At 73.5% G+C, this 25937-nt stretch carries 21 protein-coding genes, 1 tRNA gene and 2 pseudogenes; 7 read left to right on the forward strand and 17 right to left on the reverse strand.

What is annotated here, in order from left to right; translation table 11 throughout:
- Nucleotides 1-243: 243 nt before the first annotated feature.
- Nucleotides 244-1386 (reverse strand): serine hydrolase domain-containing protein, encoded by a 1143-nt coding sequence (locus ACFRQN_RS15675; protein WP_380740855.1) that lies wholly within the window; start codon nucleotides 1384-1386, stop codon nucleotides 244-246.
- Nucleotides 1387-1502: 116 nt separating this feature from the next.
- Nucleotides 1503-1691 carry a hypothetical protein gene (locus ACFRQN_RS15680; RefSeq protein ID WP_074002916.1) on the reverse strand — a complete coding sequence of 63 codons (189 nt, stop codon included), beginning with the start codon at nucleotides 1689-1691 and terminating at the stop codon, nucleotides 1503-1505.
- 340 nt (nucleotides 1692-2031) lie between these two features.
- Between ACFRQN_RS15680 and ACFRQN_RS15685 the strand changes: the two genes are divergently transcribed.
- A complete protein-coding gene (locus tag ACFRQN_RS15685) occupies nucleotides 2032-2916 on the forward strand; it encodes a helix-turn-helix domain-containing protein (protein ID WP_380740856.1) in 885 nt (294 codons plus the stop codon).
- Nucleotides 2917-3137: 221 nt separating this feature from the next.
- Here ACFRQN_RS15685 and ACFRQN_RS15690 read toward each other — a convergent pair whose 3' ends face one another.
- On the reverse strand, nucleotides 3138-4388 hold the full coding sequence (locus ACFRQN_RS15690; protein ID WP_380740857.1) for a serine hydrolase domain-containing protein: 1251 nt from the start codon (nucleotides 4386-4388) through the stop codon (nucleotides 3138-3140).
- A gap of 169 nt (nucleotides 4389-4557) precedes the next feature.
- A complete protein-coding gene (locus ACFRQN_RS15695) occupies nucleotides 4558-5046 on the reverse strand; it encodes a carboxymuconolactone decarboxylase family protein (protein ID WP_074002918.1) in 489 nt (162 codons plus the stop codon).
- Between the two features lie 93 nt (nucleotides 5047-5139).
- Between ACFRQN_RS15695 and ACFRQN_RS15700 the strand changes: the two genes are divergently transcribed.
- Nucleotides 5140-6093, forward strand: a complete 954-nt coding sequence (locus ACFRQN_RS15700; protein ID WP_380740858.1) for a pirin family protein — start codon at nucleotides 5140-5142, stop codon at nucleotides 6091-6093.
- Between the two features lie 74 nt (nucleotides 6094-6167).
- On the opposite strand, the gene ACFRQN_RS15705 is transcribed toward ACFRQN_RS15700, so the two are convergent.
- Entirely contained in the window at nucleotides 6168-6317 is a 150-nt protein-coding gene (locus ACFRQN_RS15705; protein ID WP_380740859.1) for a hypothetical protein, read from the reverse strand.
- Nucleotides 6318-6748: 431 nt separating this feature from the next.
- Between ACFRQN_RS15705 and ACFRQN_RS15710 the strand changes: the two genes are divergently transcribed.
- From ACFRQN_RS15710 to ACFRQN_RS15720, 3 genes and pseudogenes are all read left to right on the forward strand, one after another.
- Nucleotides 6749-8047, forward strand: a complete 1299-nt coding sequence (locus tag ACFRQN_RS15710; RefSeq protein WP_380740860.1) for a glycosyltransferase 87 family protein — start codon at nucleotides 6749-6751, stop codon at nucleotides 8045-8047.
- Between the two features lie 3 nt (nucleotides 8048-8050).
- A pseudogene (locus ACFRQN_RS15715) lies at nucleotides 8051-8206 on the forward strand (alpha-(1-2)-phosphatidylinositol mannosyltransferase); the annotation flags it as partial.
- Nucleotides 8201-8395: pseudogene (locus ACFRQN_RS15720) on the forward strand (glycosyltransferase); the annotation flags it as partial. The pseudogenes ACFRQN_RS15715 and ACFRQN_RS15720, both read left to right, overlap by 6 nt.
- Here ACFRQN_RS15720 and ACFRQN_RS15725 read toward each other — a convergent pair.
- The 9 genes from ACFRQN_RS15725 to ACFRQN_RS15765 form a co-directional block, all read right to left on the reverse strand.
- Nucleotides 8379-8624: a hypothetical protein gene (locus tag ACFRQN_RS15725; protein WP_380740861.1), complete on the reverse strand. Its 246-nt coding sequence runs from the start codon at nucleotides 8622-8624 to the stop codon at nucleotides 8379-8381. The pseudogene ACFRQN_RS15720 and the gene ACFRQN_RS15725 overlap by 17 nt on opposite strands.
- Complete coding sequence (locus ACFRQN_RS15730; RefSeq protein ID WP_380740862.1) at nucleotides 8528-9448, reverse strand: acyl-CoA dehydrogenase family protein; 921 nt, start codon at nucleotides 9446-9448, stop codon at nucleotides 8528-8530. The genes ACFRQN_RS15725 and ACFRQN_RS15730 overlap by 97 nt, the downstream gene beginning before the upstream one ends.
- Complete coding sequence (locus tag ACFRQN_RS15735) at nucleotides 9448-10206, reverse strand: acyl-CoA dehydrogenase family protein (protein WP_380740863.1); 759 nt, start codon at nucleotides 10204-10206, stop codon at nucleotides 9448-9450. The genes ACFRQN_RS15730 and ACFRQN_RS15735 overlap by 1 nt, the downstream gene beginning before the upstream one ends.
- 328 nt (nucleotides 10207-10534) lie before the next feature.
- Entirely contained in the window at nucleotides 10535-11980 is a 1446-nt protein-coding gene (locus ACFRQN_RS15740) for a CoA transferase (protein WP_074002923.1), read from the reverse strand.
- Nucleotides 11981-12049: 69 nt separating this feature from the next.
- Nucleotides 12050-12787, reverse strand: coding sequence for a helix-turn-helix domain-containing protein (locus ACFRQN_RS15745; RefSeq protein ID WP_074002924.1), 738 nt, complete (start codon nucleotides 12785-12787; stop codon nucleotides 12050-12052).
- Nucleotides 12788-12991: 204 nt separating this feature from the next.
- The gene (locus tag ACFRQN_RS15750) at nucleotides 12992-13717 is read right to left on the reverse strand and encodes a DUF4232 domain-containing protein (protein ID WP_380740864.1); all 726 of its coding nucleotides are present in this window, start codon (nucleotides 13715-13717) and stop codon (nucleotides 12992-12994) included.
- A gap of 127 nt (nucleotides 13718-13844) precedes the next feature.
- Nucleotides 13845-16565, reverse strand: a complete 2721-nt coding sequence (locus tag ACFRQN_RS15755; protein ID WP_380740865.1) for a BTAD domain-containing putative transcriptional regulator — start codon at nucleotides 16563-16565, stop codon at nucleotides 13845-13847.
- 478 nt (nucleotides 16566-17043) lie between these two features.
- Entirely contained in the window at nucleotides 17044-18318 is a 1275-nt protein-coding gene (locus ACFRQN_RS15760) for a hypothetical protein (protein WP_380740866.1), read from the reverse strand.
- A 318-nt stretch (nucleotides 18319-18636) separates the two neighbouring features.
- The gene (locus ACFRQN_RS15765; RefSeq protein WP_380740867.1) at nucleotides 18637-19266 is read right to left on the reverse strand and encodes a hypothetical protein; all 630 of its coding nucleotides are present in this window, start codon (nucleotides 19264-19266) and stop codon (nucleotides 18637-18639) included.
- A gap of 792 nt (nucleotides 19267-20058) precedes the next feature.
- On the opposite strand from ACFRQN_RS15765, the gene ACFRQN_RS15770 reads away from it, so the two are divergent.
- Nucleotides 20059-20493: a hypothetical protein gene (locus ACFRQN_RS15770; RefSeq protein WP_117486174.1), complete on the forward strand. Its 435-nt coding sequence runs from the start codon at nucleotides 20059-20061 to the stop codon at nucleotides 20491-20493.
- Nucleotides 20494-21080: 587 nt separating this feature from the next.
- On the opposite strand, the gene ACFRQN_RS15775 is transcribed toward ACFRQN_RS15770, so the two are convergent.
- From ACFRQN_RS15775 to ACFRQN_RS15785, 3 genes are all read right to left on the reverse strand, one after another.
- Nucleotides 21081-21157, reverse strand: a tRNA-Met gene (locus tag ACFRQN_RS15775).
- A gap of 33 nt (nucleotides 21158-21190) precedes the next feature.
- A complete protein-coding gene (locus ACFRQN_RS15780) occupies nucleotides 21191-21454 on the reverse strand; it encodes a hypothetical protein (protein ID WP_380740868.1) in 264 nt (87 codons plus the stop codon).
- Nucleotides 21455-21625: 171 nt separating this feature from the next.
- Entirely contained in the window at nucleotides 21626-23521 is a 1896-nt protein-coding gene (locus ACFRQN_RS15785; protein WP_380740869.1) for an FG-GAP-like repeat-containing protein, read from the reverse strand.
- A 434-nt stretch (nucleotides 23522-23955) separates the two neighbouring features.
- On the opposite strand from ACFRQN_RS15785, the gene ACFRQN_RS15790 reads away from it, so the two are divergent.
- Complete coding sequence (locus ACFRQN_RS15790; protein WP_380740870.1) at nucleotides 23956-25908, forward strand: PIG-L family deacetylase; 1953 nt, start codon at nucleotides 23956-23958, stop codon at nucleotides 25906-25908.
- Nucleotides 25909-25937: the final 29 nt, after the last annotated feature.

Genomic DNA, 25937 nt, shown 5'->3' on the forward strand with positions numbered 1-25937 from the left:
CGCGCACCCCTCTCCGATGATCTGTGTGGATCACCGTACGCACCCGAGCCGCCCACCGGAACTCCGAAGCCCGCCCGACCCCCTGTTGTCGAGGGCGGGCGGGGCTCCGACTGCCGGCCACCGGCCGCCGGACCGCCGGTCAGATCGCGGACGGGAGGTGGAGCGCGGCCACCAGCCCGGCCACCGTCCGGAGCCTGGCGACGTACTCGCGGCAGTACTGCCCGTCGCCGACTGCCCCGTTGCTCAGTGGCAGAACTCGGCCTCCGCGAGCTTGCGTTCGCCGTCCACCCAGTCGGCGTTGGTGTTGAACACCGCCGCGTGCCGTCCGTCCCGGGTGGTCAGTGCCACCGTCGACGAACCGTGGATGCCTCCCGTGTGGCCCCAGAGGGTGATCCCACAGCTGAGCTTCACATCGCCGATACCCAGCCCGGGGCCGCCGGTGGCGGTGGCGGGGACCATCTCGTCCAGCTCGGCCTTCGGCAGCAACTGTCCGCGCATCAGGGCGGAGTAGAAGCTGGTCAGATCAGCGGTGGTGGAGATCACTTCCCCGGCCGCTCCGGCCCACGAGGGGTTGAGTTCGGTGGTCTCCACTGGCGTCGTGGAGCCGCCGAACAGCTTGGAGTAGCCGAGCGCGTGCGGCCGGGGCAGGTCGACCGCGGTGCCGGGCAGGCTCGTCGCGGAGAGGCCGAGCGGTCGGATGATCCGCTGCTCGATCGCTTCGCCGTACGGGCGGCCGGTCACCTTGGCGATGATCATCCCGGCCAGGAGGTAGTCGGTGTTGGAGTACTTGACCTGCTTCCCCGGCTTGAAGAGCAGCGGGTGGCGGACCGCGAGCCGCACCAGGTCCTCGGGCCGGTAGGTGTCGTAGCGGTGGTTCAGGAAGTCCGGGGAGGCGAGCCGCTTCAGCATCAGCGGATCCTGATCGAAGGAGAACAGTCCGCTGGTGTGCCCGAGGATCTGCCGGATCGTGATCGCCGATCCCTTTTTCCCGACCCCTTGCAGCACGCCGGGCAGCCACTTCTCCACCGTGTCGTCCAGGTCGAGCCGGCCCTCGGCCTGGAGCTGGAGCACCACGGTCGCGGTGAAGGTCTTCGTCACGCTGCCGATCCTGAACCGCTCCCGGGGCGACCGGGGCTGTCCGGTCGCGGTGTCGGCCGTCCCGACGGCCGCCGACCAGTTGTCGTCACCCTCTCGGACGCCCGCGATCGTCCCGGGGAGGCTCTCGGCCCGGACGAGGTCCGCCATCGCGGTCCGCGTCGCACCGTGCCCGCCGCCGTGCTCTCCCTGGACATCGGCCGCCGCGGCCCCCGTCACCGTGCCCATCGCCATCGCAGCAGCTACCGCCACCGCACCGAACCCGCGCCGAAGCGCCCCCTGCCGAGCCATGCCGACCTCCAAGGTCTGTGTTGTTTGTCCCCCCTGACCGGACCGGCGGCCCCACCTCGCCCGGATGATTTCCGCCCGAGATCCGAGGACGGCGGGGCCGCAGGTCCGGGGAGGTGTCAGCAGGCGGTCGAGACGGTGACCCAGTGGTCCTCGTACCAGACCTCGATGGTGCACTTCTTGTGCGCGACCGACGCCGAGGCGGTGCCCGCCGTTCCCGCGGTGATGCCGACCAGCGCGACGAGTGCGGCGAGCGCGGTGGCCGCGCGCCGCTTACCGGTGCGTGCGGTGGTGGTCCTGGTGGCCATGGCTGGTTTCCTCTTCCTGTGGGCCGGCCTCGCCGAGGAGGCTGTGCCGGCTGGGTGCTGCGAGGCAGGAGTGCGTCCCCGATCGTGGGTTCCGCCGCCCCTGCGCCCTCCGGCCGGAGGGCGTAGGACGAGGATGCGCCGCGGCCTCGGCCCCGAGGGAGGGCAGAGTGTGCCCTGGCGGACCGGCCGTGGTTGTGCGACCGGTCGCGGCCCCGGCGCCGTCGGGCCGTCGGGCCGTCCGCCGTAGGGGTCGGGTACCGCTACGGTCGGAGTCCCGCCGGACGGTGTCGGTCTCGGGGCGTATGGGCGGACCGTGGTGGGCATGCTGACAATCGTCGGTATGGACATCGCCGAAGCTCTTCGTGACTTCCTGGTCTCCCGCCGGGCGCGGCTTCGCCCCGAGGAGGTCGGATTACCTGCCCACGGCGTCCGCAGAGTGGCCGGCCTGCGCCGCGAGGAGGTCGCCGCATTGGCGGCCATGAGCGTGGAGCACTACACGCGGCTGGAACGAGGACAGGCGTCGCGGGTCTCGGACGCCGTCCTCGCCGCGGTGGCCGATGTCCTACGGCTCAGCCCGGGGGAACGCCGCTACCTGCGCAGTCTTGCGCGTCCGGTCGGCATCGAGGAGGCCACCCTCCCCACGGACCGGCGGTCGAACATGCAGCACGTGCTGGACTCGATGGTTCTCACGCCTGCCTACCTGGTCGGCCGGGGTGGCACGATCCTGGCCTGGAACGGGCTGGCGGCAGCCGTGTTCGCCGACTTCTCCCGTGTCCGCCCGGACCGCCGCACCGTTGGGCGGCTGGTCTTCACCGACCCGCGCGCCCGGCGGCTGTACGTGCACTGGGAGGAGAAGGCCCGCGAGACCGTGGCCTATCTGCGCACCGAGGTCGGCAGGTGGCCGCACGACCCCGGCCTCGCCCGGGAGATCGGCGAACTGAGTGCGCACAGCGCGGTGTTCCGCCGGCTCTGGGACGAGCAGGTGGTGCAGGAGAGCAACCACACGAAGCTCCTGCTCGCCTGCCCGCCGGTGGGCCGCCTCAGCCTCTCCGCCGAGGCCCTCTACGTCGCAGGACACCCGGACGAGGTGATCGCCGTGTACACCGCCGTCCCAGGCTCCGACGACGAACAGGCCCTGCGCCGCCTGGCCCGCGCTGTCGTGCCCGCGTCCGCACCTGCGTCCGCACCGGTGTCGACGCCCACGGCCGATCCGGCCGGGACCTGACGGAAACCGTCAGGGCCGGCCACCTCCCCACCGACCTCACCCTCGCCCCGCCGCGCCGCGCCGCACCCGTCCACGACTACCCGACGGAACCGCGCCGCGCGGCCCGAGTCAGGGCGCTTCCGGACGGCGCACGGCGGAAACCGCACCGCTCCGACCCGCCGACGCCGGTCGAGGACCTGCGCGGACGAGCCGGAGCGGTGGAACCACGTGACGGCAGACGGTCAGCCCAGCTTCGGCATCACGGCGGCCGGCCCCTGCACCGCCGAGCCCGTCGCCTTCCCGGTGCCGCAGAAGGCCTGCTCCAGGAAGCCGACCTCCGCCCGCATCTGCGCGACGAGCTCCGCATCGCCACCACGCGGGGTGACGGACATCGACACCTGCCGGTCGCCCGAGCTCCACAGCTCGGAGCTGTACCCGGACACCGAGCCGTTGTGCCCGTAGATCGGACCGCAGGAGAGCTGCCAGCTGGCCATCCCGAGCCCGTAGCCCAGCCCGCTCGGCACGCCCTCGACCTCGATCGGGGTCGTCGTGTTCATCTCCTTCAGCAGCGCGGGCGGCAGCAACCGGCCGCCCTGGAGGGCCTTGTCGAAGCGGTTCAGGTCGCCGAGGGTGGAGACCGCCTCGCCGGCCGCGTTCGCCCAGGTGACGCTCGCCACCGTCACGTCCCGGTCGCTGTAGTCCGCCGGGCCGGGGCCCTCGGGCACCGTCCAGTAGCCGTGCGCGTGCGGGCCCCGGATGCCGGTGGCCGTGCCCGGGAAGTACGTGTCGGTGAGGCCGAGCGGGCGCAGGATGCGCGCGGTGACCTCCTGGGCGTAGGCGTGCCCGGTCACCTTCTCGATGATCATGCCGAGCAGGGTGTAGTTGACGTTGGAGTAGCCGTACCCGGTGCCCGGCGGGAAGTCGGGCGCGTGCGCCACCGAGGAGGCCACCACCTGGGCCGGGGTGATCTGCCGGGTCAGGCCGCCCTGGTCCAGCCAGTTCCGGACGACCGCCGCGTCCGTCCAGTCGGGGAACACCCCGCCCTTCTCGTTGGTGGAGTCCCAGAGCCCGGAGCGGTGGCTGAGCAGTTGACGGACGGTGATGTGGTCGCCGTTCGGGACCAGCCCGGGCAGGTACCGCTCGACCGGCTCGTCCAGGCCGATCCGCCCCTCCCCGACCAGTTGGAGCACCGTGGTGGAGACGAACACCTTGGTGACGCTGCCGACCCGGAACCGCCCGTCGGCGCGGACCGGTGTGCCGGTGGCCAGGTCGGAGACGCCGGACGCCCCGCGCCAGACCCCGTTCCCGTCCCTGACCTCCGCGATCGCCCCGACCGCGCCGGCCCCGGTGACCGCCCGCAGCGCCGCCGCCCTCGGGTCGCCGGAGCCCGGCCGCGCGTCGGCGGCCCCGGCCGCACCGGCCGAGACCACCGGCCCGGCCAGTGTCAGACAGACCGCCCCCACCAGCGCGGAAACAAACGTACGACGTGCCATGCGACCCACCTTCGCAGTCGGCGAGCAGCTCCTCGCCTTCGTCGCCCAGCCTCGCCGCACCGTTGACGGTCCGTCATCCCCCGCCGGGAGGAGCCGGTCGTACACCTCACAACGGAGGGCGTCCGCCGGAAGGCGGAGACCCTCCGCCGGGCGCCACCACCGCGCGCGGCTACCGGGCCGGGGCCGGACGGACCGGGTGCTTGCTCAGGATCGACACCCGGTTGAAGGCGTTGATGGCGATCGACACCCAGACCGCCGCGGAGATCTCCTCGTCGCTCAGCACCTCGCGCGCCACGCCGTACGCGGCCTCCTGGAGCGCCGCGTCCGCCGGGGCGGTGGTCGCCTCGGCCAGCCCGAGCGCGGCGCGCTCGCGGTCGCTGAACACCTCGGTGTCCCGCCAGGCCGCGAGCACACCCAGGCGCTGGGCGGTCTCGCCCTCGCGGATCGCGGCCCTGGTGTGCACGTGCAGGCAGTAGGCGCAGCCGTTGATCTGCGACACCCGGAGGTTGACCAGCTCGATCAGCCGGCGGTCCAGTCCGGCCGCGGCCGCGACCTCGCGCGCCGCCTCGGCGGCGGCCAGGAACGCCTTGTACGCCTGGGGGCTCTGCTTGTCGATGAACACCCGCCGGTCCGTCGGAACCGCCGCCACATCACTCACCTGGACTCCTTAGGCTGATCAGGGTGTCGTGCGCCACTCTGCCATGGCATGATAGTTGAATATAGAACTAATTGCACCTGGGAGGGACCACCCGTGAGCACCGCCGAGACCGACCGCGCCGCCACCCCCGCCGCCGACCCGCGGGTGGAGGTCCTGCCCGCCCGGGACGTGCCGCTCGGCGGCCCGCGCGCGATGACCGTACGCCGCACCCTGCCCCAGCGCTCCCGCAGCACGATCGGCGCCTGGTGCTTCGTCGACCACTACGGTCCCGACGACGTCACCAGCACCGGCGGCATGGACGTCGCCCCGCACCCGCACACCGGACTGCAGACCGTGAGCTGGCTCTTCACCGGCGAGATCGAGCACCGGGACAGCCTCGGCGTCCACGCGTACGTCCGGCCCGGCGAGGTCAACCTGATGACCTCCGGCCGCGGCATCGCCCACTCCGAGGTCTCCACCCCGGCCACCACCGTCCTGCACGGCGTTCAGCTGTGGGTCGCCCTGCCCGAGGAGCACCGGCACACCGGGCGCGACTTCCACCACCACGTGCCCTCCCCCGTCGCCCTGGACGGCGGCGAGGCCCAGGTCTTCCTCGGCACCCTCGCCGGCGACACCTCCCCCGTCCCCACCTTCACCCCCCTGCTCGGCGCCGAGCTGACCCTGCACCCCGGGGCCACCGTCACCCTCGACGTCGACCCCGCCTTCGAACACGGCCTGCTGGTCGACAGCGGACACGTCCGCCTCCTCGACACCCCGCTGCGCCCCGCCGAACTCGGCTACGCCGCCCCCGGCCGCGACACCCTCACCCTCACCAACACCGGCGACACCGACGCCCGCCTGGTCCTGCTCGGCGGCACGCCCTTCGAGGAGCAGATCGTCATGTGGTGGAACTTCATCGGACGCTCCCACGAGGACATCGTCCAGGCCCGCGACGAGTGGCAGGCCGCCACCGACCGCTTCGGCGCCGTCCAGGGCTACCCCGGCGACCGCCTCCCCGCCCCCGAACTCCCCGGCCTCCCCCTCAAGCCCCGCGGAAACGCCCGCTGACCCGCGCGTTACGCGATCGGGGGTGCGGCGCCCGGGTCCACCGCACCCCCGAGCCGGAGCACAGGGCCGACCGTTCAGCGGCGGAAGCCCCGGTGGGGGGCGCGGGCCGTGACGTTCCCGAACGGTTCGAACCAGGCCCCCGCGCGCAGGTCCCCCACACCGGGCTGCCGGTTGGCGTCGCCGTCGGGGTCCCCGATGCCGTCGAAGCGGGAGCTGTAGAGCATGAAGACGTCGGTGTCCTGTGAAGAACATGTCCGTACAGGCGCCGAAGTCGTAGTCGTCGCGGTGGGCCGGCGGTGTGCCGTGCGGGCGGCAACGGTGCCATCGCGCACGCCGCCGTGACCAGAACCGTCATGGAGCCGATGCCGGCGGACGTGATCTCGACGACCGCGACCACCGCGGGTACTACCCCGGTGGCATACGGGAACGCGGCCGAACGGCTCCAGGCCTGCAGGTGGGCGAACGCGGAGCGCCACACGGGACTCATGCCCCGATTCTGCGGGAGAGGACGGTGATCGTCGTCAACTGACGGGTTGATAACGGGGGTTGGCGTCATACCACGGGTTGACGCCCGGGATCGCATCCCGGTTTGACGATCCCGGCCTCCCGGATCCCGAGACTGGTGTGCACATCCCCACCAAGGAGGCTGGGCCGGTTGAGCGCACCACGTCTGCTGACGCACCGCACCGTTTCCACCACCGCGTCCGAGCCCGGTGCCTGGTGGGCACACCGGCTGCCGCCCGTCGTCGCCTGGACGCTGTGCGCGCTCTTCGCCGGAGGACTGGGCCTGGCATCGGCCCTCGGCCCTCACCGGGTGTGGGGCGCGACCGCGGCCGGGGGGTACCTGGCGGCCGCACTGCTCAGCGGACTCGGGCAGGGGGTGTGGCGGCGCCGGGCGGTCCGGGTGGCCGCGGCCGGGTCGGTTCTGGTCCCGCTGGTCCTGCTGGTCCTGCGCGGCCAGGGGCAACTGGAGCTCGACGTCGTCCAGCGCTCGGGTGAGCGACTGCTGTCCACGGGCGTTCCGTACCTCGACCGGCCCGCCGCCCTCGCGGACTACAACCCCTACCTTCCCGGCATGGCGGTCTTCGGCCTGCCACACGCGCTGCTGGGCGACGTGGTCGCCGGCGACGCGCGCTGGTGGTTCACGCTGTCCTTCCTCGCGGTGACCGCCGTCTCGACCCGCATCACCGCGGGGCGTCGCGGAAGCGTGGGGCTGGCGGCACTCGCCGCTTTCCCCGCCGTCGCCCTCCCACTGGCCGTCGGAGGGGTGGACCTGCCGGTGAGCGCGCTGATGTGCCTGGCGCTGGCGCTGGCCGGGACCGGGCGGCCGGGCGGCACCGGACTGGCGCTGGGCGCGGCGGCCTCCTTGAAGTGGACGGCCTGGCCGCTCGTTCCGGTCGCGCTCGTACTGCTCGCGACGGTCCGGGGACGGAGCGCGGCGCTGCGGGCCCTCGCCGTCACCGTCGCCGTCGCCGGGACGGTGGTGATCCCGTCCGTACTGGCGACCCCGAATGCCCTCCTGGAGCACACGGTGCTGTTCCCCACCGGCGCCGGCGTCACCGCCTCCCCCGCGGACAGCCCGCTGCCCGGTCATCTCCTGGCAGCCCACGTGCCCGGGGGCCGCGCGCTCGCCCTCGCCCTCCTGGCGCTGGCCGCGGCCGCGGTGGGCACCTCGCTCCTGACCCACCCGCCCCGGACCGTCGTCGCCGCCTCCGACCGGCTGGCCCTCGGGCTGGCCCTCGCCATCTGTCTGGCCCCGGCCACCCGCTTCGGCTACCTCGTGGTGCCCTTCGTCCTGGTCGGCTGGGTCCGGCTCCGCCCGGATTCCCTCGATTCAGGAGACCGCATGCGCACCGCCGCTGTCCTCCGGCAACACCCCACCGGCCGTCACGCCCCCCGACGCCGACTGCGCTGGACCCACGCCCTGCTCCGGCGACTGGGCCGCCGGGCCTGAACCGTGCCGCGCACACTCGTGGTCACCAACGACTTCCCGCCCCGACAGGGAGGGATCGAGACCTTCGTCCACGCGATGACGGAACGCTTCGCCCCGGACGGCGTCGTCGTCTACACGTCCTCCACCCCGGGCGCCGCCGCCTTCGACAGCGCCCTCCCCGTGGAGGGGCTCGGCATCGTGTTCCTGGAAGCGGCGGCGGCCGGCCTGCCGGTGCTGGTCGGCAACTCCGGCGGCGCCCCGGACGCCGTGCTCGACGGGGGGACGGGACGAGTCGTGGGCGACACTCCACCCTGTCGAGCACCGCGAATGACGACAGGCGCGGGGCGAAGGGTCAGGGCGTGGCGGTGAGGGTGGGCCAGAGGGTGGCGGCGGTGACGGACCGGGCCAGGGCGGGCGCCCAGGTGGTTTCGTCGCCGTCCTCGTCACGCCAGGACCACAGGCGGGTGGTGGCGAGGTGGAGCGGGTTGAGCCGGGTGATGCCTATGGCGCCGTGGAGTTGGTGGGCGATGCGGGCGATCTCGGCGGCCGAGGCGGATGCCTGGGTCTTGGCGGCGGCGACGGCGAAGTGGGCGGCCACCCCGCCGGTGTCCAGGGGGGGGTGGCCGCGGCTTGGACGGCGGCGCGTACCAGGGCGGCCTCCTCGATGAGCCGCGCCTCCTCCTGCTTGACGGCCTGGAAGCGGCTGAGCGGACGGCCGAACTGGGTGCGGGCGGTGGTGTGGGCGACCGTCAGTTCCACGCAGCGTTCGGCGGCTCCGGCGATCAGGGCGGCCCGGGCCAGGGCTGCGCGGAGCCGGGCCTCGTCGAACAGTTCCGGGGAGATCCGGCGGACCTGCGAGGCGGGGATCTCGAGAGCGGCGAGGTGCAGGTCGTCACGGGGTTCCTCGGCGAGGTTGCCGCCGGGGGTGAGGACGGCCCGGTCGGGGGCGAGGGTGAACAGGACGGGTCCGGAGGGGGCGGCGGCCAGGACGGTGACGGCGGTGGCGGTGCGGGCCCAGGGGACGCGACGCAGGGTGCCGGTGACCAGCAGGGTGTCGTCGTCGCCCAGGCAGCCGGCCGAGCCGACGGGGGAGGCGGCCGGACGGGCGTAGCGGATCGTCAGCTCGGGCGCGATGGCGTAGCTGAGCGGGCCGTCGGGGACGGGGAGGCCGACGCGGCGCAGCAGCGGGCGGGCGACCAGGGCGGTCTCGGCGAGAGGGGCGGGGACGGCGCGGCGTCCTGCCTCCTGGCCGGCGGCGAGGAGTTCGGCGGTCGGGGCGTCCGGGGCGGGGAGGGCTACGGCGTCCGGGGCGGTCGTGTTGGTGACGACGGCGATGGAGTCCGCGTCGGCGTGGAAGGCGGCGGTGTCGTAGGCGTCGGCGGAGATGACGGGGGTGCTGGTGTCGATCGTGTGGGTGTTCATCAGTGCTGCTCCAGACCGCGAGTGATGATGCCGCGAAGGATCTCGTTGGTGCCGCCGCGCAGCGTGTAGCCGGGGCTGTGCAGCAGGGCGAAGGCGAGCAGTTCCGGGTGGCTGCCGGGGGTGGCGTGCGGGTCGGCGGTGGTCGGCAGGACGCTGCGGACGGTGTCGACCAGGGTGCCCTCCAGGCGGGTGCCGAGGTCCTTGACCAGGGCGGCCTGGGTGTCGGGCGAGGCTTCGGTGTCCAGGGCGGCGGCCACGCCGAGGGAAAGCCGGCGGATGCCGTGCAGACGCGCCGCCAGAACGCCGACCTCGGTGAGCTGTTCGGCTGTCGCGGGGCGCTGCTCCAGTTCGCGGAGCAGGGAGACCAGCAGGGGGAAGGTGGACAGGTAGCGTTCGGGGCCGCTGCGTTCGAAGGCGAGTTCGCCGGTGACCTGCTTCCAGCCGTCGCCCCGCTGCCCGAGCAGCATGCCGTCGGGGACGTCGACGCCTTCGAGGTGGAGGGCGTTGAAGCGGTGCTCGCCGCTCATCAGCCGGATCGGCTCGACCCGCACGCCCGGGGCGCGCAGGTCGACGATGAACTGGCTGAGGCCGGCGTGCCTGTCCTCGGCCTCATCGGTGCGGGCGAGGACGATGGCGTAGTCGTTGACGTGAGCGCCGCCGGTCCACATCTTGGTACCGGTCAACCGCCAGCCGTCGGCGGTCCGTTCGGCACGGGTGGCGACCGAGGCGAGATCGGAGCCGCTGCTCTTCTCACTCATGCCGATGGAGAAGAAGCACTGCCCTGCGGCGATCCGGGGCAGGAAGAAGCGGCGCTGCTCCTCGGTGCCGTGCTGGAGGACGGACGGGCCGGCCTGCCGGTCGGAGACCCAGTGGGCGCTGACCGGGGCGCCGGCGGCCGGACGGGCCGCTCGGCTGCTCGGACATCGGGCTGTGCCTCCTGGGGTGTCGGGTGGGGTGGGTGAACGGTGGTGCGGTACGGGCGGCGGCGGACGCGTGGCGCCGACGAGGCGGATGCGAAAGGACTCGCCGCATCGGTCGGCAGGGGGCGGCGGTTTCGGTTGCCAGGGCTGGTCGCGTAGAAGTGGCTTAGCGCCACTGGAGCGCAGCGGACCCGAGCGGGGTCCGCCGGCCGGGCTGGGGGACCGTGCGCCCGCTGTACGCGAACGGTGTCGCCGGTTCGGTGAGCGGGCCGAAGTCCGTCTCCGTGGTCGACAGCGCGGCGAGCGGCGCGCGCCCGGGCCGGGGCAGGCCGAGTACGTCCTCCCGCGCGAGCAGACCGAGTTCTCGCACCCAGTGGCACACCCCGGCCAGGGTCACGCGGATCCGCCACGAGCCGCCCTCCGCCGCACGCCGGCGCAGGACGGTTGCGACGGCGGCGGCCCCGAGGTAGGCGGCGAGGTAGTCGTTGAGCAGGTACGTCGGCGGCAGCGACGGCCGGTCGGTCCACTCCTCGATGGCGAATCCGGTTGCCGAGCAGGCGAGTTGGTCGAACCCGCCGCGCTCGCCCCACGGACCGTCGGCGCCCCAGGCGTGGTATTCGAGGGTGATGAGTCCGGGGCGGCGCCGGACGAGTTCCTCGGTCGACGCCCCGTGCCGGGCAAGTCCCCGGTAGGCGTGGACGAAGACGTCCGCGTCCTGGAGCGCGTCGTGGAAGGCCGCACGGTCGTGGTCGTCGCGCAGGTCGCAGTAGGCGTTGCGCTTGCCGCCGCCGGTCATCGCGATCATCGGGATCGGGTCGGGGCGGTCGGGACGCGACAGGTGCAGCACGTCGGCGCCGAACTGGGCGAGCAGCCGCGCCGCGACGGGGCCTGCGATGACATGGGTGAGATCGAGCACCCGTACGCCCGCGAGCGCCTCGTCGGCCGCACCGATCAGCTCCAGCGGCCGGACCGGTCCGTCGCCGACACGTTCGATCTCGACGACCGGGCGCTGCTCGACGTACCGCCCCGCGGGGTGCGCGAGCCACTCGTCCCGGCTGCGCACCGCGCAGGCGACGCCGCCCCGCGCGCAGACGGCCTCCTCCAGCGTGAAGGCGTCCCAGCCGGCCACGGCCTGCGCGATCCCCACCTTGTCGAGCCCGCACCTCAGCACGGAGTGGACCGCGTCCCGCAGATGCGGATAGGTGGTGATGATGAAGATCCACCGGCCGTCGCGCGCCCGGTAGAAGTCGCTGTTGCCGAGCAGGGTCGGGTCGTCGAGGAGGGAGAGGAGCGGGCGTCCCGAGAGCGTCGTGTGGTACGTCGCCATGAGCTGGTCGATCGCGGCCCCGGCCTGCACCTCGACCCTCTGGTGCGGGTGGCCGCGCTGTTCGCCGACCGCCGCCGTCTGCCGCCCGAAGACACCGATCGCGGCGGACATGGCGTCGGCGAGGCGGTGCACCGAGGGCACCAGGGGATCCGCCCCGACGACGGTGACGTCCTCGGCCCCCCGGGCCGGATCGGGGTCGCCGAGCGTGTGCAGCAGCCAAAGGACGATCTCGGCGGTGGACGGCGGAGGCGTCGGCCCGGCCGTGGTCAGCGGGTTCGAAGTCATGCCGGGATGTTCGTTCCCGACACGGCACGAGCGCCCGCGTTCACGGATATCCGTGAACCGGTGCGGACGTCACGTCCGCCCCTCCTGGATGTGCGCGAGGAGCCGGGCCGCCGCCCGGTCCAGACTCAGCCGCTCCGAGCGGCCACGACGCCGGTGCGTCAGGACGAGGGCGCCCGTGACGACGGGGCCGTCGGTGACGGGGATCGCGAGCGCGCTGACCTCGGGATCGGCCAGACCCTCGCTGCGGCTGATCCGCGACGCCCGGATCCCCGGAAGAGCGCGGCGGAACTCGGCGACCGCCTCGGGGTCGTGGCGGGCGAGCTCGTCGAGCAGCCCGCGGCGCTCCGCCTCGTCGGTGAGGGCCAGCAGCAGACGGCCCGCGGCGGTGCGCAGGAGCGGCCGGGCCATGTGCTCGTCGGCCAGCGGCAGGAGGCGGGGGATCTCGTCCTCGCCGCCGCGCGCCAGGTGCACGGCGTCGAGCCCGACCCGCACCGTGAGCAGCACCGGGGTACCCGCGACGCGGCTCAGTTCGTTGAGCTCGGCCTGGCCGATCCGCGGGACGACCCGGCCGGCGATGAGGTTGAGGACGTGCGGGGCGGGCCCGAGCCGGTAGCGCCGGCGCTGCTCCAGCAGGAACCCCGTCGCGACGAGCCCGTTGACCAGGTCCTGCACCGAACTCGCCGGCGCCCCGGCCGCCCGCGCCAACTCGGCCACGGTCACCCCGCCCGGAGCCCGCGCGGCGGCCTCCAGGATCCACACGACCCGGTCCACCGTGCGGTGCGGCCGTCGTCGGCCGTGCTCGCTCATCCCGCCCGCCCTGTCCCTGTCGTACGTCGCCGGCCGATCACGCCGGCACGGCCCGCCGGTTCTCCCCCGCCACCCGACGAGCAGGCCGGCCCCGGCCTGGCACCTGCACCTGCACCTGCACCTGCACCTGCACCTGCCTACACCGGCGCCTGATCCACGCCGTCACGCCGAGGATCGTGCGGACGGACGGGGCCGCGCCAGGCGCTACCGTGCCGCGAAGGCCCCGACCTTGAAGTCGGTGCCGCAGACGCTGAAGACGCCGCCCGGCGAGCCGTTCGCCTTCATCACGTTCACCGTGGTGCCCGCGTCCTTGGGCAGCGCGACCTTGACGTGGGACGCCTGCACCGCGCACGTGTAACGGGCCGACGCGGTGCCCTCGCCGTTCACGTCGTTGTACAGCACGTCCGCCACCACCGCGGCGCCCGCCGGGATGTCGACCGCTGCCGAGCCGGCCGTGGAGTTGTCCCCCGAGACCGGGCTCGCCTTGCCCTGGTCGTCGGCGGCGACCACGGTCGTCGGGCCGACGATGGTGCAGGGGGCGCCCGAGCTGTTGGTGATCTTGAGGGTCGCGGCGGCGGGCTGCGCGTCACTGGCGTGGCCCGAGGACTGGAGGAACGCCACCGAGGTGTTCTTGGTCGTGCAGGCCGCGGTGACGCCGCCCCCGCCGGTGCCGGAGGACGTCTTGCCTCCACCGCTCGTGCTCGTCTTGCCCCCGGACGGCGCCGAGGCCGCAGCCGATGCCGAGGCCGCAGCCGAGGCCGCAGCCGGCGCCGACGCCGAGGTAGAACCCGACGGGGCGGCTGCTGACGCGCTGGTGCCGGCGGCGCCGCTGTCCTGCGTGCCGCTGACGTCGTTGCAGGCGGTCAGGGACAGGGCGAGCGCGGCGACGGCGCCGACGGCGAGCAGGGTGGGACGGGTGGTGGTGCGCATGGCTGGTTCCCCCGGTTCTCGTTCGTGGGTCGCGATCCTGTACGAGGTCGCTTCCCCTTGCAGGAACGAGGGTGTTGCGGCGCGCTGGCAGATCACTAACGAGCGCGGCGGCGGTCCTAACGCCTGGCTAACGCGCCCGGATCCTGGCGTGTGCCGCCGCGTGCCGGCGCCGCAGTTCGGGCAGTGCGTCCTGGTCGGCGATGTGCAGCAGGGCATCGAGCGCGGTGACGGCGCCCGCGTCGTAGCCGGTCCGCTCGGCCTCGAGCGCGGCCCGCGCGAGGCAGCGCCGCCCGGCCACGGTGTCGCCGAGCCCGGCCAGCGCCTCGCCCTGCCAGGTGCGCAGGAGCACCCGCCGGGCGACCGCCTCGTGCTCCGGGCCGAGGCCGAGCGCCACCTCGGCCGCCTCGTACGCCTGCCGGTGGCGGCCCGCGCCGAGGTGGATGCGGGCCAGGTGCTGGAGCGCGAGCATCCGGGTGTGTGCGTCGTCGGCCTCGGTGGCGAGCGCGAGGGCTCGGGTGCAGGCCGTTTCGGCGGCGCCGGGTTCGTCGTCGGGGAGGGCCGCGGCGAGGTTGACCAGGGCGGTGGCCTCGCCGAGTACGTCGCCTGCGCAGGCCGCGAGTTCGGGTGCGACGCGCAGGTGCCGGACGGCCTCGGCGGTGCGGCCCTCCTCGGCGAGTACCCAGCCGAGCAGGGTCAGGACGCGGGCCTCCGCATAGGGGTCGGCGCAGGAGCGGGCGTCGGCGAGGGCGGCCTCCAGGGTGGGCGCCCAGTCGGCGAGGACCCGCCAGACGACGAGCGGCCACTGGGTCACCGCGATCCGCCAGGCCCGCTCGGGCCGGTCCTCGGCGCTGGCCGCGGCAGCGATCAGGGCGAGGTCGTCGCGTTCCGCGGCGAACCAGCCGATCGCCTCCTCCCGGCTGGTGAAGTCCCGTACTGCGGGCGGCTGTTGAAAGTCATCGGGCTGCACGAAGGCGGGCTCCCCGCCAGGTTCCGCGGCCTCGGACGCGGACAGCGCGGTCGCCACGCAGTGGTCGTACAGGCGCAGCCGGGCCGCGGCGCGGGCGGCCGGGTCGCGGCTCTGGCCACGCGCGTAGAGCCGGACCAGGTCGTGCAGGACGTAGCGGCCGGGGGCGGTCTCGGTGAGCAGGTGCGCGGCGACCAGGCGGTCGAGGGCGCGGGCCGCGTCCGGCGGGGTCGTGCCGGCGAGCGCGGCGGCGCTGAACCGGTCGACGTGCGTGCCCGGGTGATGGCCGAGCGCGGTGAACTGCTGCGCCGCGTCGGCGGGGAGGTGGGCGGTGGTGAGCCGCAGCGCGGAGGCGACGCCGATGTCCTCGGCGGCGAGCAGCTCGAGCCGCTGGCGCTCGTCGGCGAGCCGGTCGGCGAAGGAGGCGAGGCCGAGGGCGGGGAGTTCCACGAGCCGAGCGGCGGCGACCCGCAGCGCGAGCGGCAGTCCGCCGCACAACTCGGCTGTACGGCGGGCAGCTTGGGGATCGGCGGCGGTTCGGTGCTCGCCGAGGAGACGGGTGAGCAGGGCCACGCTGTCGTCGGTGGCGAGGACGTCGAGGGCGAGGACGCGAGCGGCGTCGGAGGCGACGAGACCGGCGAGCCGGGCACGGCTGGTGACGACGGTGACGCAGCCGGGTCCCGTGGGCAGCAGCGGGCGCACCTGGGCGGAGGTACGGGCGTTGTCGAGGACGACGAGCAGGCGCAGTTCGGCGGTGAGCGAGCGGAACAGGGCACCGGCGGCGTCCGCCGACTCGGGCATCCGGCGCGGTGGAACGCCGAGAGCGACGAGGAACTCCCGCAGCAGCTCGGCCGGTTCGGGGTCCGAGGTGTCGCTGAACCCGCGCAGATCGGCGTAGAGCGTCCCGTCGGGGAAGTCGGAGTGCCGGTCGGCCGCCCAGCGCACGGCCAGCGCGGTCTTGCCGACCCCGGCGGGCCCGGTGACCACGACGACCGGCCCGTCAGGTCCGGCCGCGGCCGCGGTCAGCGCGGCGCTCTCGACGGTGCGGCCGTGGAATCCGCGCGGGGTACGAGGCAGCAGGTTGGGCCGTAACTGCACCGACTCCAGGACGGGTTGGGGCGTCTCGACCCGGACCGCGGGGGCGCTTTCGGGGCCGAGCGCGCCGGTGAAGGCGGCGGTCAGCTCGGCGCCCGGACGGGCGCCGAGCTGGTCGGCGAGGACCTGGCGGGCCCGGTGGTAGGCGTCCAGGGCCTCCGAGGAACGCCCCGCGTGGTGCAGCGCCTCGACCAGTCGGGCGGCCAGCGGCTCGCGCAGCGGATGGGCCCCGGTCTCCGGCCGCAACAGCTGGACGGCGCGCTCGTGTTCGCCGCCCGCGACGTACGTGTCGGCGAGCAGCTCGACCGCGGCGAGCCGCGCCTCGTCCAAGGTGTGCGCGGCGGAGCGCAGCAGCGGCGACGGGTAGGCGCCGGCCAGCGCGGGGCCCTGCCACAGGGCGAGCGCCTCGGTGAGCAGCGCGGCCCGGTCACCGGGGTCGGTGGCACGGCGGGCGAGCGCCACCAGGCCGTCGAAGCGGTGGGCGTCGAGCAGCGTCTCCGGCAGTTCCAGGTGGTACGCGGAGCCGCGCGTGCTCAGCTCGACGCCGTACGCCGATGCGTCGACACCCGCCAACAGTGCCCGCAGGCGAGAGACATGGCCCTGGATCACGGTGCGCGCGTGCAGGGGAGGCTCGTCGTCCCACAGCGCCTCGGTGAGCGTGTCGACCGAGACCGCGACATTGGCCCGCAGCAACAGCATCGCGAGCAGGCTACGCCGCTTGGCGGGCCCGAGCGGCAACGGCCCGTCGCTCCCGCTGACCGACACGGGGCCGAGGACCTGGAACTCCATGGACGGAACCCTATCGTCCGATGGCTACTGGGAATCGGGAGGTCGAACTTCACGGATACCGCACCGCCCCGTCACCGACCACGTACTCCCACTCGACTGCTCTGTGCCCCGGCCCGCACCCTCGCCGGACACCGACTGCTGCGCGAGCTGCGCCGCCGACACCCCCTGAACGGGGCGGCAGCGCCAGGTGGCACACCGCCGGGGCCTGACGGGGCAGGACTGCCGACCGCGCTGTACGGACGCCGGGCGCCGCGCCTGCTGCTGCCGGACTTCGCCACCCGGGCCGCGCTGCTCGGCGGGCGCGGGGCCCGGAAGAGCGTCGCCCGCACCGGCGGCAACTACGGCCCGTACGAGGGGGCCGGCCGCACGGTTGGTGGTACCGGGCGGCGGGTGGCGGAGGGACGGCCTCGCCCCGCCCACCGCGTGCCCCCGAGTCCCCGGGCGGTCCTGTGGAAGCCGACCGTGCTGGTCCTGGTGCTCACCGTCGGGCGGTCCTCGCCCGGCAGGCCTCGCAGGCGTGGACGCCGGTGTCGCCGTAGCGGCGGATCGGTGTCCCGCAGCCGGCGCACGGGCCGATCTGCCAGGGCTCGCAGCCGTGGGCGAGGGCGACTTCGCGGCGCTGGGTCTCGGTGGCGTCGAGCCGGCGGTCCTGCCGGGGCACCGTGAACAGCCGTTCGGGGACCTCGTCGAAGATGTGCAGGCCGGTGCCCGCGGAGTTCCCGCGCCGGGGCCGGGGGTCGTTGAAGGTGAAGGTCTCCTCGCCGTAGCGGCAGGTCGCGTCGAGTTCCTGGCGGGTGTAGGTGATGCCGGCGTCCCCGGCCCCGGGTTCGGCCGGGGAGTCCTCGTCCTCGTCGGGGCCGAACATGTCGTGCCAGCGGTCCCGATCGACCGCGGGCACCCACATCCGGGAGACGGAGCGCGGGTCGTGCTGGTCGGGGATGCGCATCGGAACGAACTCGCCGTCCGCGCTGGCGACGACGAGCTGGTCGACCTCGGTGGGCGCCTTCGCGGGCAGGCACAGCGCGGGCAGGAACCACTCGGCGTGGAAGCGCCCGCAGGAGCTGCCGTTGACCGGGCAGGGCCGCACACTGCCCGGCAGGCACTTCCACTGCTGCAGGTGCCGCACCCCGGCGCGCACCACCATGGCGAGCGGGGAGGCGATCTCCTTCCAGCTGAAGTCGTCGACCCGGGCCCAGGGTGCCCGCTCGACGACGGCGGAGCGGTCGGTGTCGGTCACCCACAGCGGGACGATCCCGTGCTCGGCAGCGGCGCGGGAGCGGCGGCGGACGGTGTCGGCGGTGATCGGCGAGTACTGGGCCTCCCATCCGATCCGCCGGCCGTCGTCGCCGGTGACGAGGACGTCAGTGCGGATCCGGCCGTCGGTCGCGCGGGCTTCGATCTCGGCCCGGTGGCCGTGGCGTTCGGCGGCCCGGGCGATCCGCTCCTTCATCGCCTGGTGCTTCGCGCTCTCCTCCGGGGTGGGGGTGTGGCGCACCGGCAGGTGGGCGGCCACCCAGACGGTGCGGCCGCCGACCGTCCGGCGGCGGATCGTCATCCACGGGGACCGGCCGTCCTCCTCGGCCTGGCAGGCGCCGTCACCGTGGTGCTCCAGGCACTCCAGGAGCTCGCGCTCGCGCCGGTCGATCGGGGTGGTGACCTCCTCCAGCAGGCCGGGCCGACCCGGATGGCCGAGGTCGGGCATGGTCAGGTTGATCTCGATGCCGTACGCGGTGTGGAAAACGCCGTTCGCCATATCCGGAGAATAGAAACAGGAAGCGGCAATTTAAACACCGGTGCGAATGTTTAGAATCGGCGAATAAAAGCCTCGAATAACATCAGCCCCACGGTCAACAGGGTCCGGCATTCTGTTTGAATTCCACCCGTGCCCGCCGATCCGACCAGCGGACCTGCGGGCATCCGCGGGTACCGCGAAGGGCCTGGGAGAGGACCTGGGCGCACCCGTCCGGAACGCGGCGACCACCGTCCCGGCCTACGTCGGCGACCACCAGGCCGAAGACGTCCTCGCCCGGGTCGCCACCGGCATCGGCATCACGGAGAAGCCCGCCCGACCCTAGCGGGCCAGCACGGCGGAATCAGCGGCGCGAGGCCGCACAACGGTCGCCTCCGGGCGGTACGGATCGGGCCTCAAGGCATTCGCCAGAGGCGACGAGCGCAGGACGTGCCGGTAGCCGGCAGCACCGCCACCCCGCAGGGACTCCAGATAGAACACCTTCAGGATCACGGCGAGCTCTGCCTCGGTGACGTCCACGCTGCGCCGGCTGGAGCCCTCTACGGTCCGCGCCCTGGCGATCGCCGCGCCCAGCAGGTCGGCGTCGACCCCGGGGAGGAGGCCGGCCTTCGCCTCCTCGCGGACGGCGTGGAGAAGGGGCATGTCGAAGGCACGCACGCTGATCGTGGTGTCCGGCACGCAGTCGTCCACCGGTACGACGGGCTGCTCGGCTGGACGGTCCCGCAGGGCCCGGTAGCGCAGCAGGTCCTGCCCCAGGCCGGTTACGCGAACCGCCCACGCCGGGCGGGCTTCGCCGACGGCGAGACCGTCGAGCAGTTCGGGACTCGCGAACTCGCACACCTTCGCTCCGACGAGCCGGCGCACGGTCCCGTGCTCCGCGATCCGGCGCTGTAGAGGCAGCTCCCCGGCCAGCCAGCCCGAACTCTCGGCAGCGACGGCCTCCAGCAGCACCCACTCATCGTGACTCAGAGCCACAAAACCCTCCCTCAACGTGACTGTGCCGCCGATCCTGCCACGCCGCCCTCGACGGCGCCCCGGCCTTCACAAATCCCGGGGGAACACGGCCGGCACCGTCCGACCGCTGGTCCCTCATGCCACCGTCGCCCGGACCGGGTGCAGCGCGATGCCCAGACATCGGTCTGGACAGGCGGCTCCCGGACGACGGGCAGGCCGTGGGGGCGGCGCCGATCCAGCGGGACTCTCACACCACCACCACTCCCCCGCCGTTACCGCAGGCGACGCCCACCGCGGCCATGTACCCGCGCAGTCAGCCGTCGTACGGGGTGGGGTCGGCGCCGGCCGCGAGCCGGCCGGGCACCGGGCGGCCGGTGGACTTGTACGCGGCGACCTCGCAAGGCGATGCCTGGACCGGTCGGCAAGTCTCTTCCCAGGCAGAGGAGTTGAACACTGGCGGCGACCGCCGCGACGTCAGCTACCGCCGTCGCCGGCGACCGCTCCGGCCGCGGTGCAGTGCGGGTGCGAGAGGGCTACGTGCCCCGCACCCGTCGGCGCCGAACCCTGCTTTCCCGGTCGGGGGTTCGGCCGCCCGGGAGGGTCGGGCCAGGGGTTTGCGCGATCACCGACAGGCCATTCCGGTCATTCGGTGGCCGATACCCGCGGAAGGTCGCCTTCTTCCCGGATGCCGCACCCCGGGGTGCGGGGGACTGCCATGCTGACATCAAAGGAATGTGACATTTCACATTTCGCCCATCCTCCTATCCCTGCCCCCGAGGAGAGACACCCATGAAGACCACCGTCATCGCCGTCGCCACCGCCGCGACCCTGACCACCCTGGCCACCGTCCAGGGGGCCGCCGCCGCGCCGGCCGGGCCGGTCGGCGCGGTCGTGACCTGCGGCACCCCTGGCGCGCCCGGTCCGCTGCTGACCCGAGCCTGCGTCGAGGTGACCGGCAACCAGGTCCGCTTCTACGGGGTGGCCACGGCCGGTGACCCGTCCTGGCAGCCCCAGTCCGTCGGCTTCGCCGTCTCCGGCACGGTCGTCGGCGGCGCCCCCCTCGCCCCCGTCAACCCGACCGTCCTCGTCCAGGCCGGCTCGAACCAGGTCGGCAGCGTCTTCTCCAGCGCCCCGTGCGGCGCCACCGTCAGCAACACCTTCTCGGTGAACCAGCCCGGCTGGCCCGCCTCGACCGCCACCGTCTCCACCGTGGTGGCCTGCTGACGCCGGACTCCCGCAGGTGTGCCCCGGCCCGCCCGGGGCACACCTCGCCACCGCCCCTCGGCGGGAGGGCACTCTTCCCGCCGCAGCAGGTCAACCGGTACCCGCAACCCGCCACGGCGAACCGGCCGATGTCGCGCAGCCCGAGCACGGGAGCCGGCCGCCGCTTCCTCCCCGGTCTCGGCGGCAGCGTCCAGCGCAACCGCCCGCTCACGGCGCCTCCCGACGCCGCCGGTACCCCGTTCGCCGCCAGCCGCACCCTCGGGAATCCGGGCGATCGAAGCCCAGTTCCGGGTGCGGGAGGGCTACCGGGTACTGGCGACGTGGGCCATTGTCGACCTGGGAACGATCGCCCGCGACACCTACCGGAACGACGAGCTCGGCCGGGGCAATCACTCGCCGACCGACCTGGCCGAGCGGCTCGGCGTCTCGCCATCGGCAATCTCCGCCGCCGCGTCCGGAACCGGCTGGAATCCCCCGATCAACAGGTCAACCGGCGTGCTGGCGCACCGAAGAACCGGCGCCTTCAGTAGAGGTCGAGGAACGCCGAAGGGACGGACACGTGACTGTGTCCGCCCCTTCGGCGTTCGTGGTAGCGGGGACAGGATTTGAACCTGCGACCTCTGGGTTATGAGCCCAGCGAGCTACCGAGCTGCTCCACCCCGCGTCGTGCTCCCGACTGTACGGCACCAGTCGGTGATCACCAACTCGGTTCGGCCCGGGCACCGGCGAACAGCGCGAGGGCCGCGCTGATCTCGTTCGGCTTGAGGGCCGCCGTGGCCAGGTTCTTGATCTCGCCAGCCGGGGGCTCGGGCGGCTGCCAGTCGATGCCGACGGCGGTCAGCACGGCGACCAGGTGCTGTACGGCGGAGGCCAGGCGGTCGGCGTTCTCTCCGGACAGGACGCGTCCCGCCTTGCTCGGGAGGTCCGCCAGGGCCTTCCTCTGGGAGGCGACCCGTTCCACGTCGGGCGTAGGGCGGCCACCGCCGCGCCGGGGTCGGTGCGGTGGTGGCCGCCCTCCTCGCCGTCGGCGAGCCGCCCCGCCCGGTGGGCCGCCGCTGCGAACGGTGGTCCCGTGCGAGCGCATCGGCCGGGCAGGACGAGTCGGAGGAGTTGGACGGGGCCGACCGGCCGGTCACCAGCCGTCGGTGAGCCGGAGGGCGTGGGAGAAGGAGGCTCCGCCCGTGTTCGTCCATTCGTCGAGGACGCCGTAGGTGTCGTCGCGGGCGATGAGGTCGGCGCGGCCGGTGCCCCGGAAGTCACCGGCGACCGTCTGGGAGAACGGACCCCACCCGTCGGTGACGAGCACCCGGTCGGCGAAGGTGCCGTCCCCGTTACCGGGCCACATGTACAGGTTGCCCGTCGCGTCCTCCCTCGCCATCAGGTCCGCGTGCCCCGTCCCCCGGAAATCACCGGCGACCGTCTGCGAGAACGGACCCCATCCTCCAGTGACCAGCACCCGGCCCGCGAAAGTACCGTCCCCATTACCCCGCCACATGTACAGGTTGCCCGTCGCGTCCTCCCTCGCCATCAGATCCGCGTGCCCCGTCCCCCGGAAATCACCGGCGGTGGTCTGGGAGAACGCGCCCCAGCCGGCCGTCAGGTCGGTCCTGGCCGCGAAGGACCCGTCTCCCCGCCCCGCCCACTCGTACAGGTGCCCGTCCGAGTCGTCGCGGGCGACGAGGTCGCCGGTGCCCTTGCCGTGGAAGGCTCCGGCCGTCGTCTGGGAGAAGGTGTGGGAGGGGCTGGCCGGGGCGGGCCGCGGGGCGAGGACCTCGGCGAGGGCCGCGTTCCCGTTGGTGGTGAAGTGCAGGTGGTCGGAGGAGACGTAACCGGCGAACGCGGCGCTCGGGTTGAGCGGGTCGCGGGTCGCCCGGTCGAAGTCGTGGAAGCCGTCGATGGCCGTCGTCGTGCGGATCCAGTCGTTGACGCACCGGCGCACCCGGTCGCGGGCGGCGGTGTAGTCGGCGTGGCCCTGGAAGGCGGGGATGGTGGCGACGGTGAAGCGCAGCCCGGCCGCGTGCGCGCGTGAGGCCAGCTGCTGGATGCCCGACTCGAGCGCGGAGTCGGAGGCGTCGTCCATCGTGATGTCGTTGATGCCCTCGTAGAGCACGACGCTCCGCACTCCGGTCTGGGAGAGGACGTCCCGGTCGAAGCGGTTGAGCGCGCTCTGACCGAAGCCGACGCGTCCTCCCGTCCCGTCGGTGAGGATCCGGTTGCCGGAGATGCCCTTGTTGACGACGCCCTCGGGCGTCGGTCGGGCGTTGAGGGCGCGCCCGTAGTCGTCGGTCCAGCGGGTGTTGGAGTCCTGGTCGGTGTGCCCGCCGTCCACCTGCGAGTCGCCGAGGGCGACCACCGTCCCGTCGCTGCCGGCGGCCGTGACGTCCAGGCCGGCCAGGAAGGCCCAGTAGGCGTACGGGGTGGAGAGGTTGGCGCCGCCCGTGTCCTGGGTGCGGTCGGCACCGTCGCCGGGGGCGGAGGTGTAGGAGGTGGTGAGCGTGTACGGGTGGTAGGGCGCGGTGGTGACCTTGTCGGGCAGCCAGAGGCTGACCAGCAGGTTCTCGTCCGCGGCGACCGGGAAGGCGACGGGGTCGCTGTAGACCTCGCCGCCGGGTGGGACGACGGTCCGGCCCGAACCGCCGAAGGTCAGGGTGACCGGCGTGGCCGCCGCCGTGGCCGGGTTCCCGATCCGGGCCGAAGTCCGCTCCTGGGCCGCGACGGTGACGTGCCCGATGGTCACCGGGTCCGGACTGAAGGTGTTCACCAGGCGGATCCGGGCGGAGCTGCCGCCGATACTGGTGTGGACGACCATGCGCAGGGTCTGCCGCCCCGTCACGCCCGAGGCTGCCGACGGTCCGGCCAGGCTCATGGCGGTACCCCAACTCCCCGTCCAGGCCGCGGACTCGGGGCGCGGCGCGCCCGGGCCTGGCGGGAGCGCGGCGGGGACCTGCCCGCAGCCGGCGGCCGCGTTCGCCGGGGCCGCGGGCGGCAGGGCGGCGAACGCGCCGAGGACGACGGCGGCTGCCGTCATGGCGGACAGGCGGCCCCGCGGTGGGCGGTGGGCGACGTGCACAGGAGTCCTTTCGCCGGGTACGGAAGACCGTTTTCCCGCATGGCTCGGGTGACCAGGAAATGGCGGCGATCCGCTTCCCGGAGGAGGAGGTCCGAGAATGCGCCGAGAAATCTCGGAGACCGCTCGCCATCCACCATGCAATCACCGCCGGCCCGGCTTCCGCCAGGAGGAACATCAGGCGGAAGCCATGGGGAAGTTCCAGCAGAAACCGCGCTGTACAGGCGAGATCGGCGGGAAGCAGGCGGAGTGGCCTGATCGTGCGTCAGCTGACTGTCGCGCCTGACGGAATTTGCGATATACCGTCTCGGGCACTTTCCGCCCCGACAATCCGCCAATCTCCTCCTGGCGTGATCACCTGTCGAACCTCGAAATCTCGAATGAGGGGACATCACATGGCAATCGGACGACGGCAACTCCTCACCTCCCTCGCGCTGACCGCCCTCGCCGCACCCGTCCTGGCCAAGGGGACCGCGACCCGAGCCTCCGCGGCCACGGGTACGGGTACGGGTGCGGCCGCACGTATGGCCGCCGGCTCCGGGCCGCTGTTCATGCAGGTCGTCGCCCACGAGGACGACGACATCCTGTTCATGAACCCGGACCTGTCCAACGCCCTCGCCGACGGCACGCCGTCCGTCACGGTGTTCGTCACCGCCGGGAACATCACCGGTGACCCGTGCGCGGGCGGCTGCTGGGACCCCGCCGGCGACCCGCTGCGCACCTGGAACCGCCAGATGGGCGCCGTCAACGCCTACTCCCGGATGACCGGGGTCGGCGACAACGACCCGGCGACCGACGAGATCGGGCACTGGACGGTCGAGGCGTGGACGGTCGCGGGCAAACAGGTCGAGCGGTACATGCTCAAGGATCGGCCGGTGCACCTGATCTTCCTCAACCTGCACGACGCCGGGCTCGCCAACGTGCTGAACGGCGGCACCGACACCACGGTCGTCCCGAAGGGCAGCCCGCTGTCCGGGCCATCGACCTACACGGCGGCGGACGTCGTCGAGGTGCTGCGGCAGATCATGGTGACGTACCAGCCGACCGTGCTCCGGGCCCAGGACGAACTCCCGGACACCCGCTACAAGGACGACCACTCGGACCACATCTCCGCCGCGAAGTTCGCGGGCATGGCGGCGAGCCAGTACGGCGGCTCGCTGGTCCAGGTGAACTACCGGGACTACAACATCAGCGACTGCCCGGTGAACCTCGACCCGGCGACGGTCGGCACCAAGGGCGTGTTCGTTTCCGAGTACGCGAGCCACGACCACTCGGGCAACTACGAAACCGCCTGGTTCTCCCGGATGTACTACCGCTGGTCGCGCGGCACCTCCTGGGCCGGGCTGAACCAGGACGGCCGCCCGCAGGTCTTCGTCGTCCGGGCGGGCTCCCTCTACACGTACTGGCGCCAGGGGGACGGCAGTTGGGGCGGCCCGGCACGGTTCGCCGACCCGGGCGGGCGGCTGGCTCCGGGCATCGCCGTCGGCACCAACGCGGACGGCCGGATGGAGGTCTTCGCCCGCCGCCTCACCGACCACCACATCGTCTCCGTCCCGCAGACCACGCCCAACGGCGTGTGGCGGGACGGCTGGGCCGACCTCGGCAACCCCAACGCCGGGCTCGTCAACGCGGGCCAGGTCGGCGTGCCCGCGGTGGTCGCCTCCCAGGACGGCCGGCTGGAGCTCTTCGTCAAGAACGGCGGCGGCGGGCTCAGCGCGATCCGGCAGACCAGCCCGAACGGCGCCTGGACGACCACCTGGGACGACCTGCACGGCATCGACATCCAGGACCCGGTCACCGCGATCCGCAACGGCGTCGGGAGGATCGAGGTCTTCGCCAGCACCCGCGACGGGGTCGTCAACTGGTGGCAGACCGCTCCGAACGACGCCATCAACGGCCCGGGCCCGATCCCGAACTCCCGGCCGGCCAGCCCGCCCAAGGCCGCGCTCGACCAGGACGGCCGCATCGAACTCGCCTACCGCGAGGCCGAAACCGGCGCGATGCTCGTCAGTTACCAGACCCGGCCCGGGGGACCGTGGAGCCAGTCCCCGACCGACCTCGGCGGCCACAAGGGCGTGGGCGAGCCGGCGATGGCCAACCTCGGCGGGCGGGTCGTCCTGTTCGAGCGCAACGGCGGCGGCGGTGTGAGCACCACCGCCCAGACCGCGCCGAACGCCGGCTACGGCGCCTGGCAGGACCTCGGCGGCACCGTCCTCGACTACCCGACCGCGATCGTCGACGGCGGCGGTGCCCTGTACGTGTTCGCCATCGGCACGGACGGCCGCGTCTACTTCCGCACGGGCACGACGCCCACCAACCTCGGCGGCTGGCAGGGCATGCCCCTGTGACCGCCGGTCCCGTCGGCCGGTCGGAGACC

Origin of the sequence: Kitasatospora sp. NPDC056800 (assembly GCF_042789775.1) — a bacterium.
In the GTDB taxonomy this organism is placed as follows: domain Bacteria; phylum Actinomycetota; class Actinomycetes; order Streptomycetales; family Streptomycetaceae; genus Kitasatospora.

Bases quoted from the DNA above. Each gene is read 5' to 3' on its own strand.
- ACFRQN_RS15675 (WP_380740855.1), bottom strand. From the start codon at position 1,386: ATGGCTCGGCAGGGGGCGCTTCGGCGCGGGTTCGGTGCGGTGGCGGTA.
- ACFRQN_RS15680 (WP_074002916.1), bottom strand. From the start codon at position 1,691: ATGGCCACCAGGACCACCACCGCACGCACCGGTAAGCGGCGCGCGGCC.
- ACFRQN_RS15685 (WP_380740856.1), top strand. From the start codon at position 2,032: ATGGACATCGCCGAAGCTCTTCGTGACTTCCTGGTCTCCCGCCGGGCG.
- ACFRQN_RS15690 (WP_380740857.1), bottom strand. From the start codon at position 4,388: ATGGCACGTCGTACGTTTGTTTCCGCGCTGGTGGGGGCGGTCTGTCTG.
- ACFRQN_RS15705 (WP_380740859.1), bottom strand. From the start codon at position 6,317: ATGCTCTACAGCTCCCGCTTCGACGGCATCGGGGACCCCGACGGCGAC.
- ACFRQN_RS15730 (WP_380740862.1), bottom strand. From the start codon at position 9,448: ATGAACACCCACACGATCGACACCAGCACCCCCGTCATCTCCGCCGAC.
- ACFRQN_RS15735 (WP_380740863.1), bottom strand. From the start codon at position 10,206: ATGAGTGAGAAGAGCAGCGGCTCCGATCTCGCCTCGGTCGCCACCCGT.
- ACFRQN_RS15740 (WP_074002923.1), bottom strand. From the start codon at position 11,980: ATGACTTCGAACCCGCTGACCACGGCCGGGCCGACGCCTCCGCCGTCC.
- ACFRQN_RS15745 (WP_074002924.1), bottom strand. From the start codon at position 12,787: ATGAGCGAGCACGGCCGACGACGGCCGCACCGCACGGTGGACCGGGTC.
- ACFRQN_RS15750 (WP_380740864.1), bottom strand. From the start codon at position 13,717: ATGCGCACCACCACCCGTCCCACCCTGCTCGCCGTCGGCGCCGTCGCC.
- ACFRQN_RS15755 (WP_380740865.1), bottom strand. From the start codon at position 16,565: ATGGAGTTCCAGGTCCTCGGCCCCGTGTCGGTCAGCGGGAGCGACGGG.
- ACFRQN_RS15760 (WP_380740866.1), bottom strand. From the start codon at position 18,318: ATGGCGAACGGCGTTTTCCACACCGCGTACGGCATCGAGATCAACCTG.
- ACFRQN_RS15770 (WP_117486174.1), top strand. From the start codon at position 20,059: ATGAAGACCACCGTCATCGCCGTCGCCACCGCCGCGACCCTGACCACC.
- ACFRQN_RS15785 (WP_380740869.1), bottom strand. From the start codon at position 23,521: ATGACGGCAGCCGCCGTCGTCCTCGGCGCGTTCGCCGCCCTGCCGCCC.
- ACFRQN_RS15790 (WP_380740870.1), top strand. From the start codon at position 23,956: ATGGCAATCGGACGACGGCAACTCCTCACCTCCCTCGCGCTGACCGCC.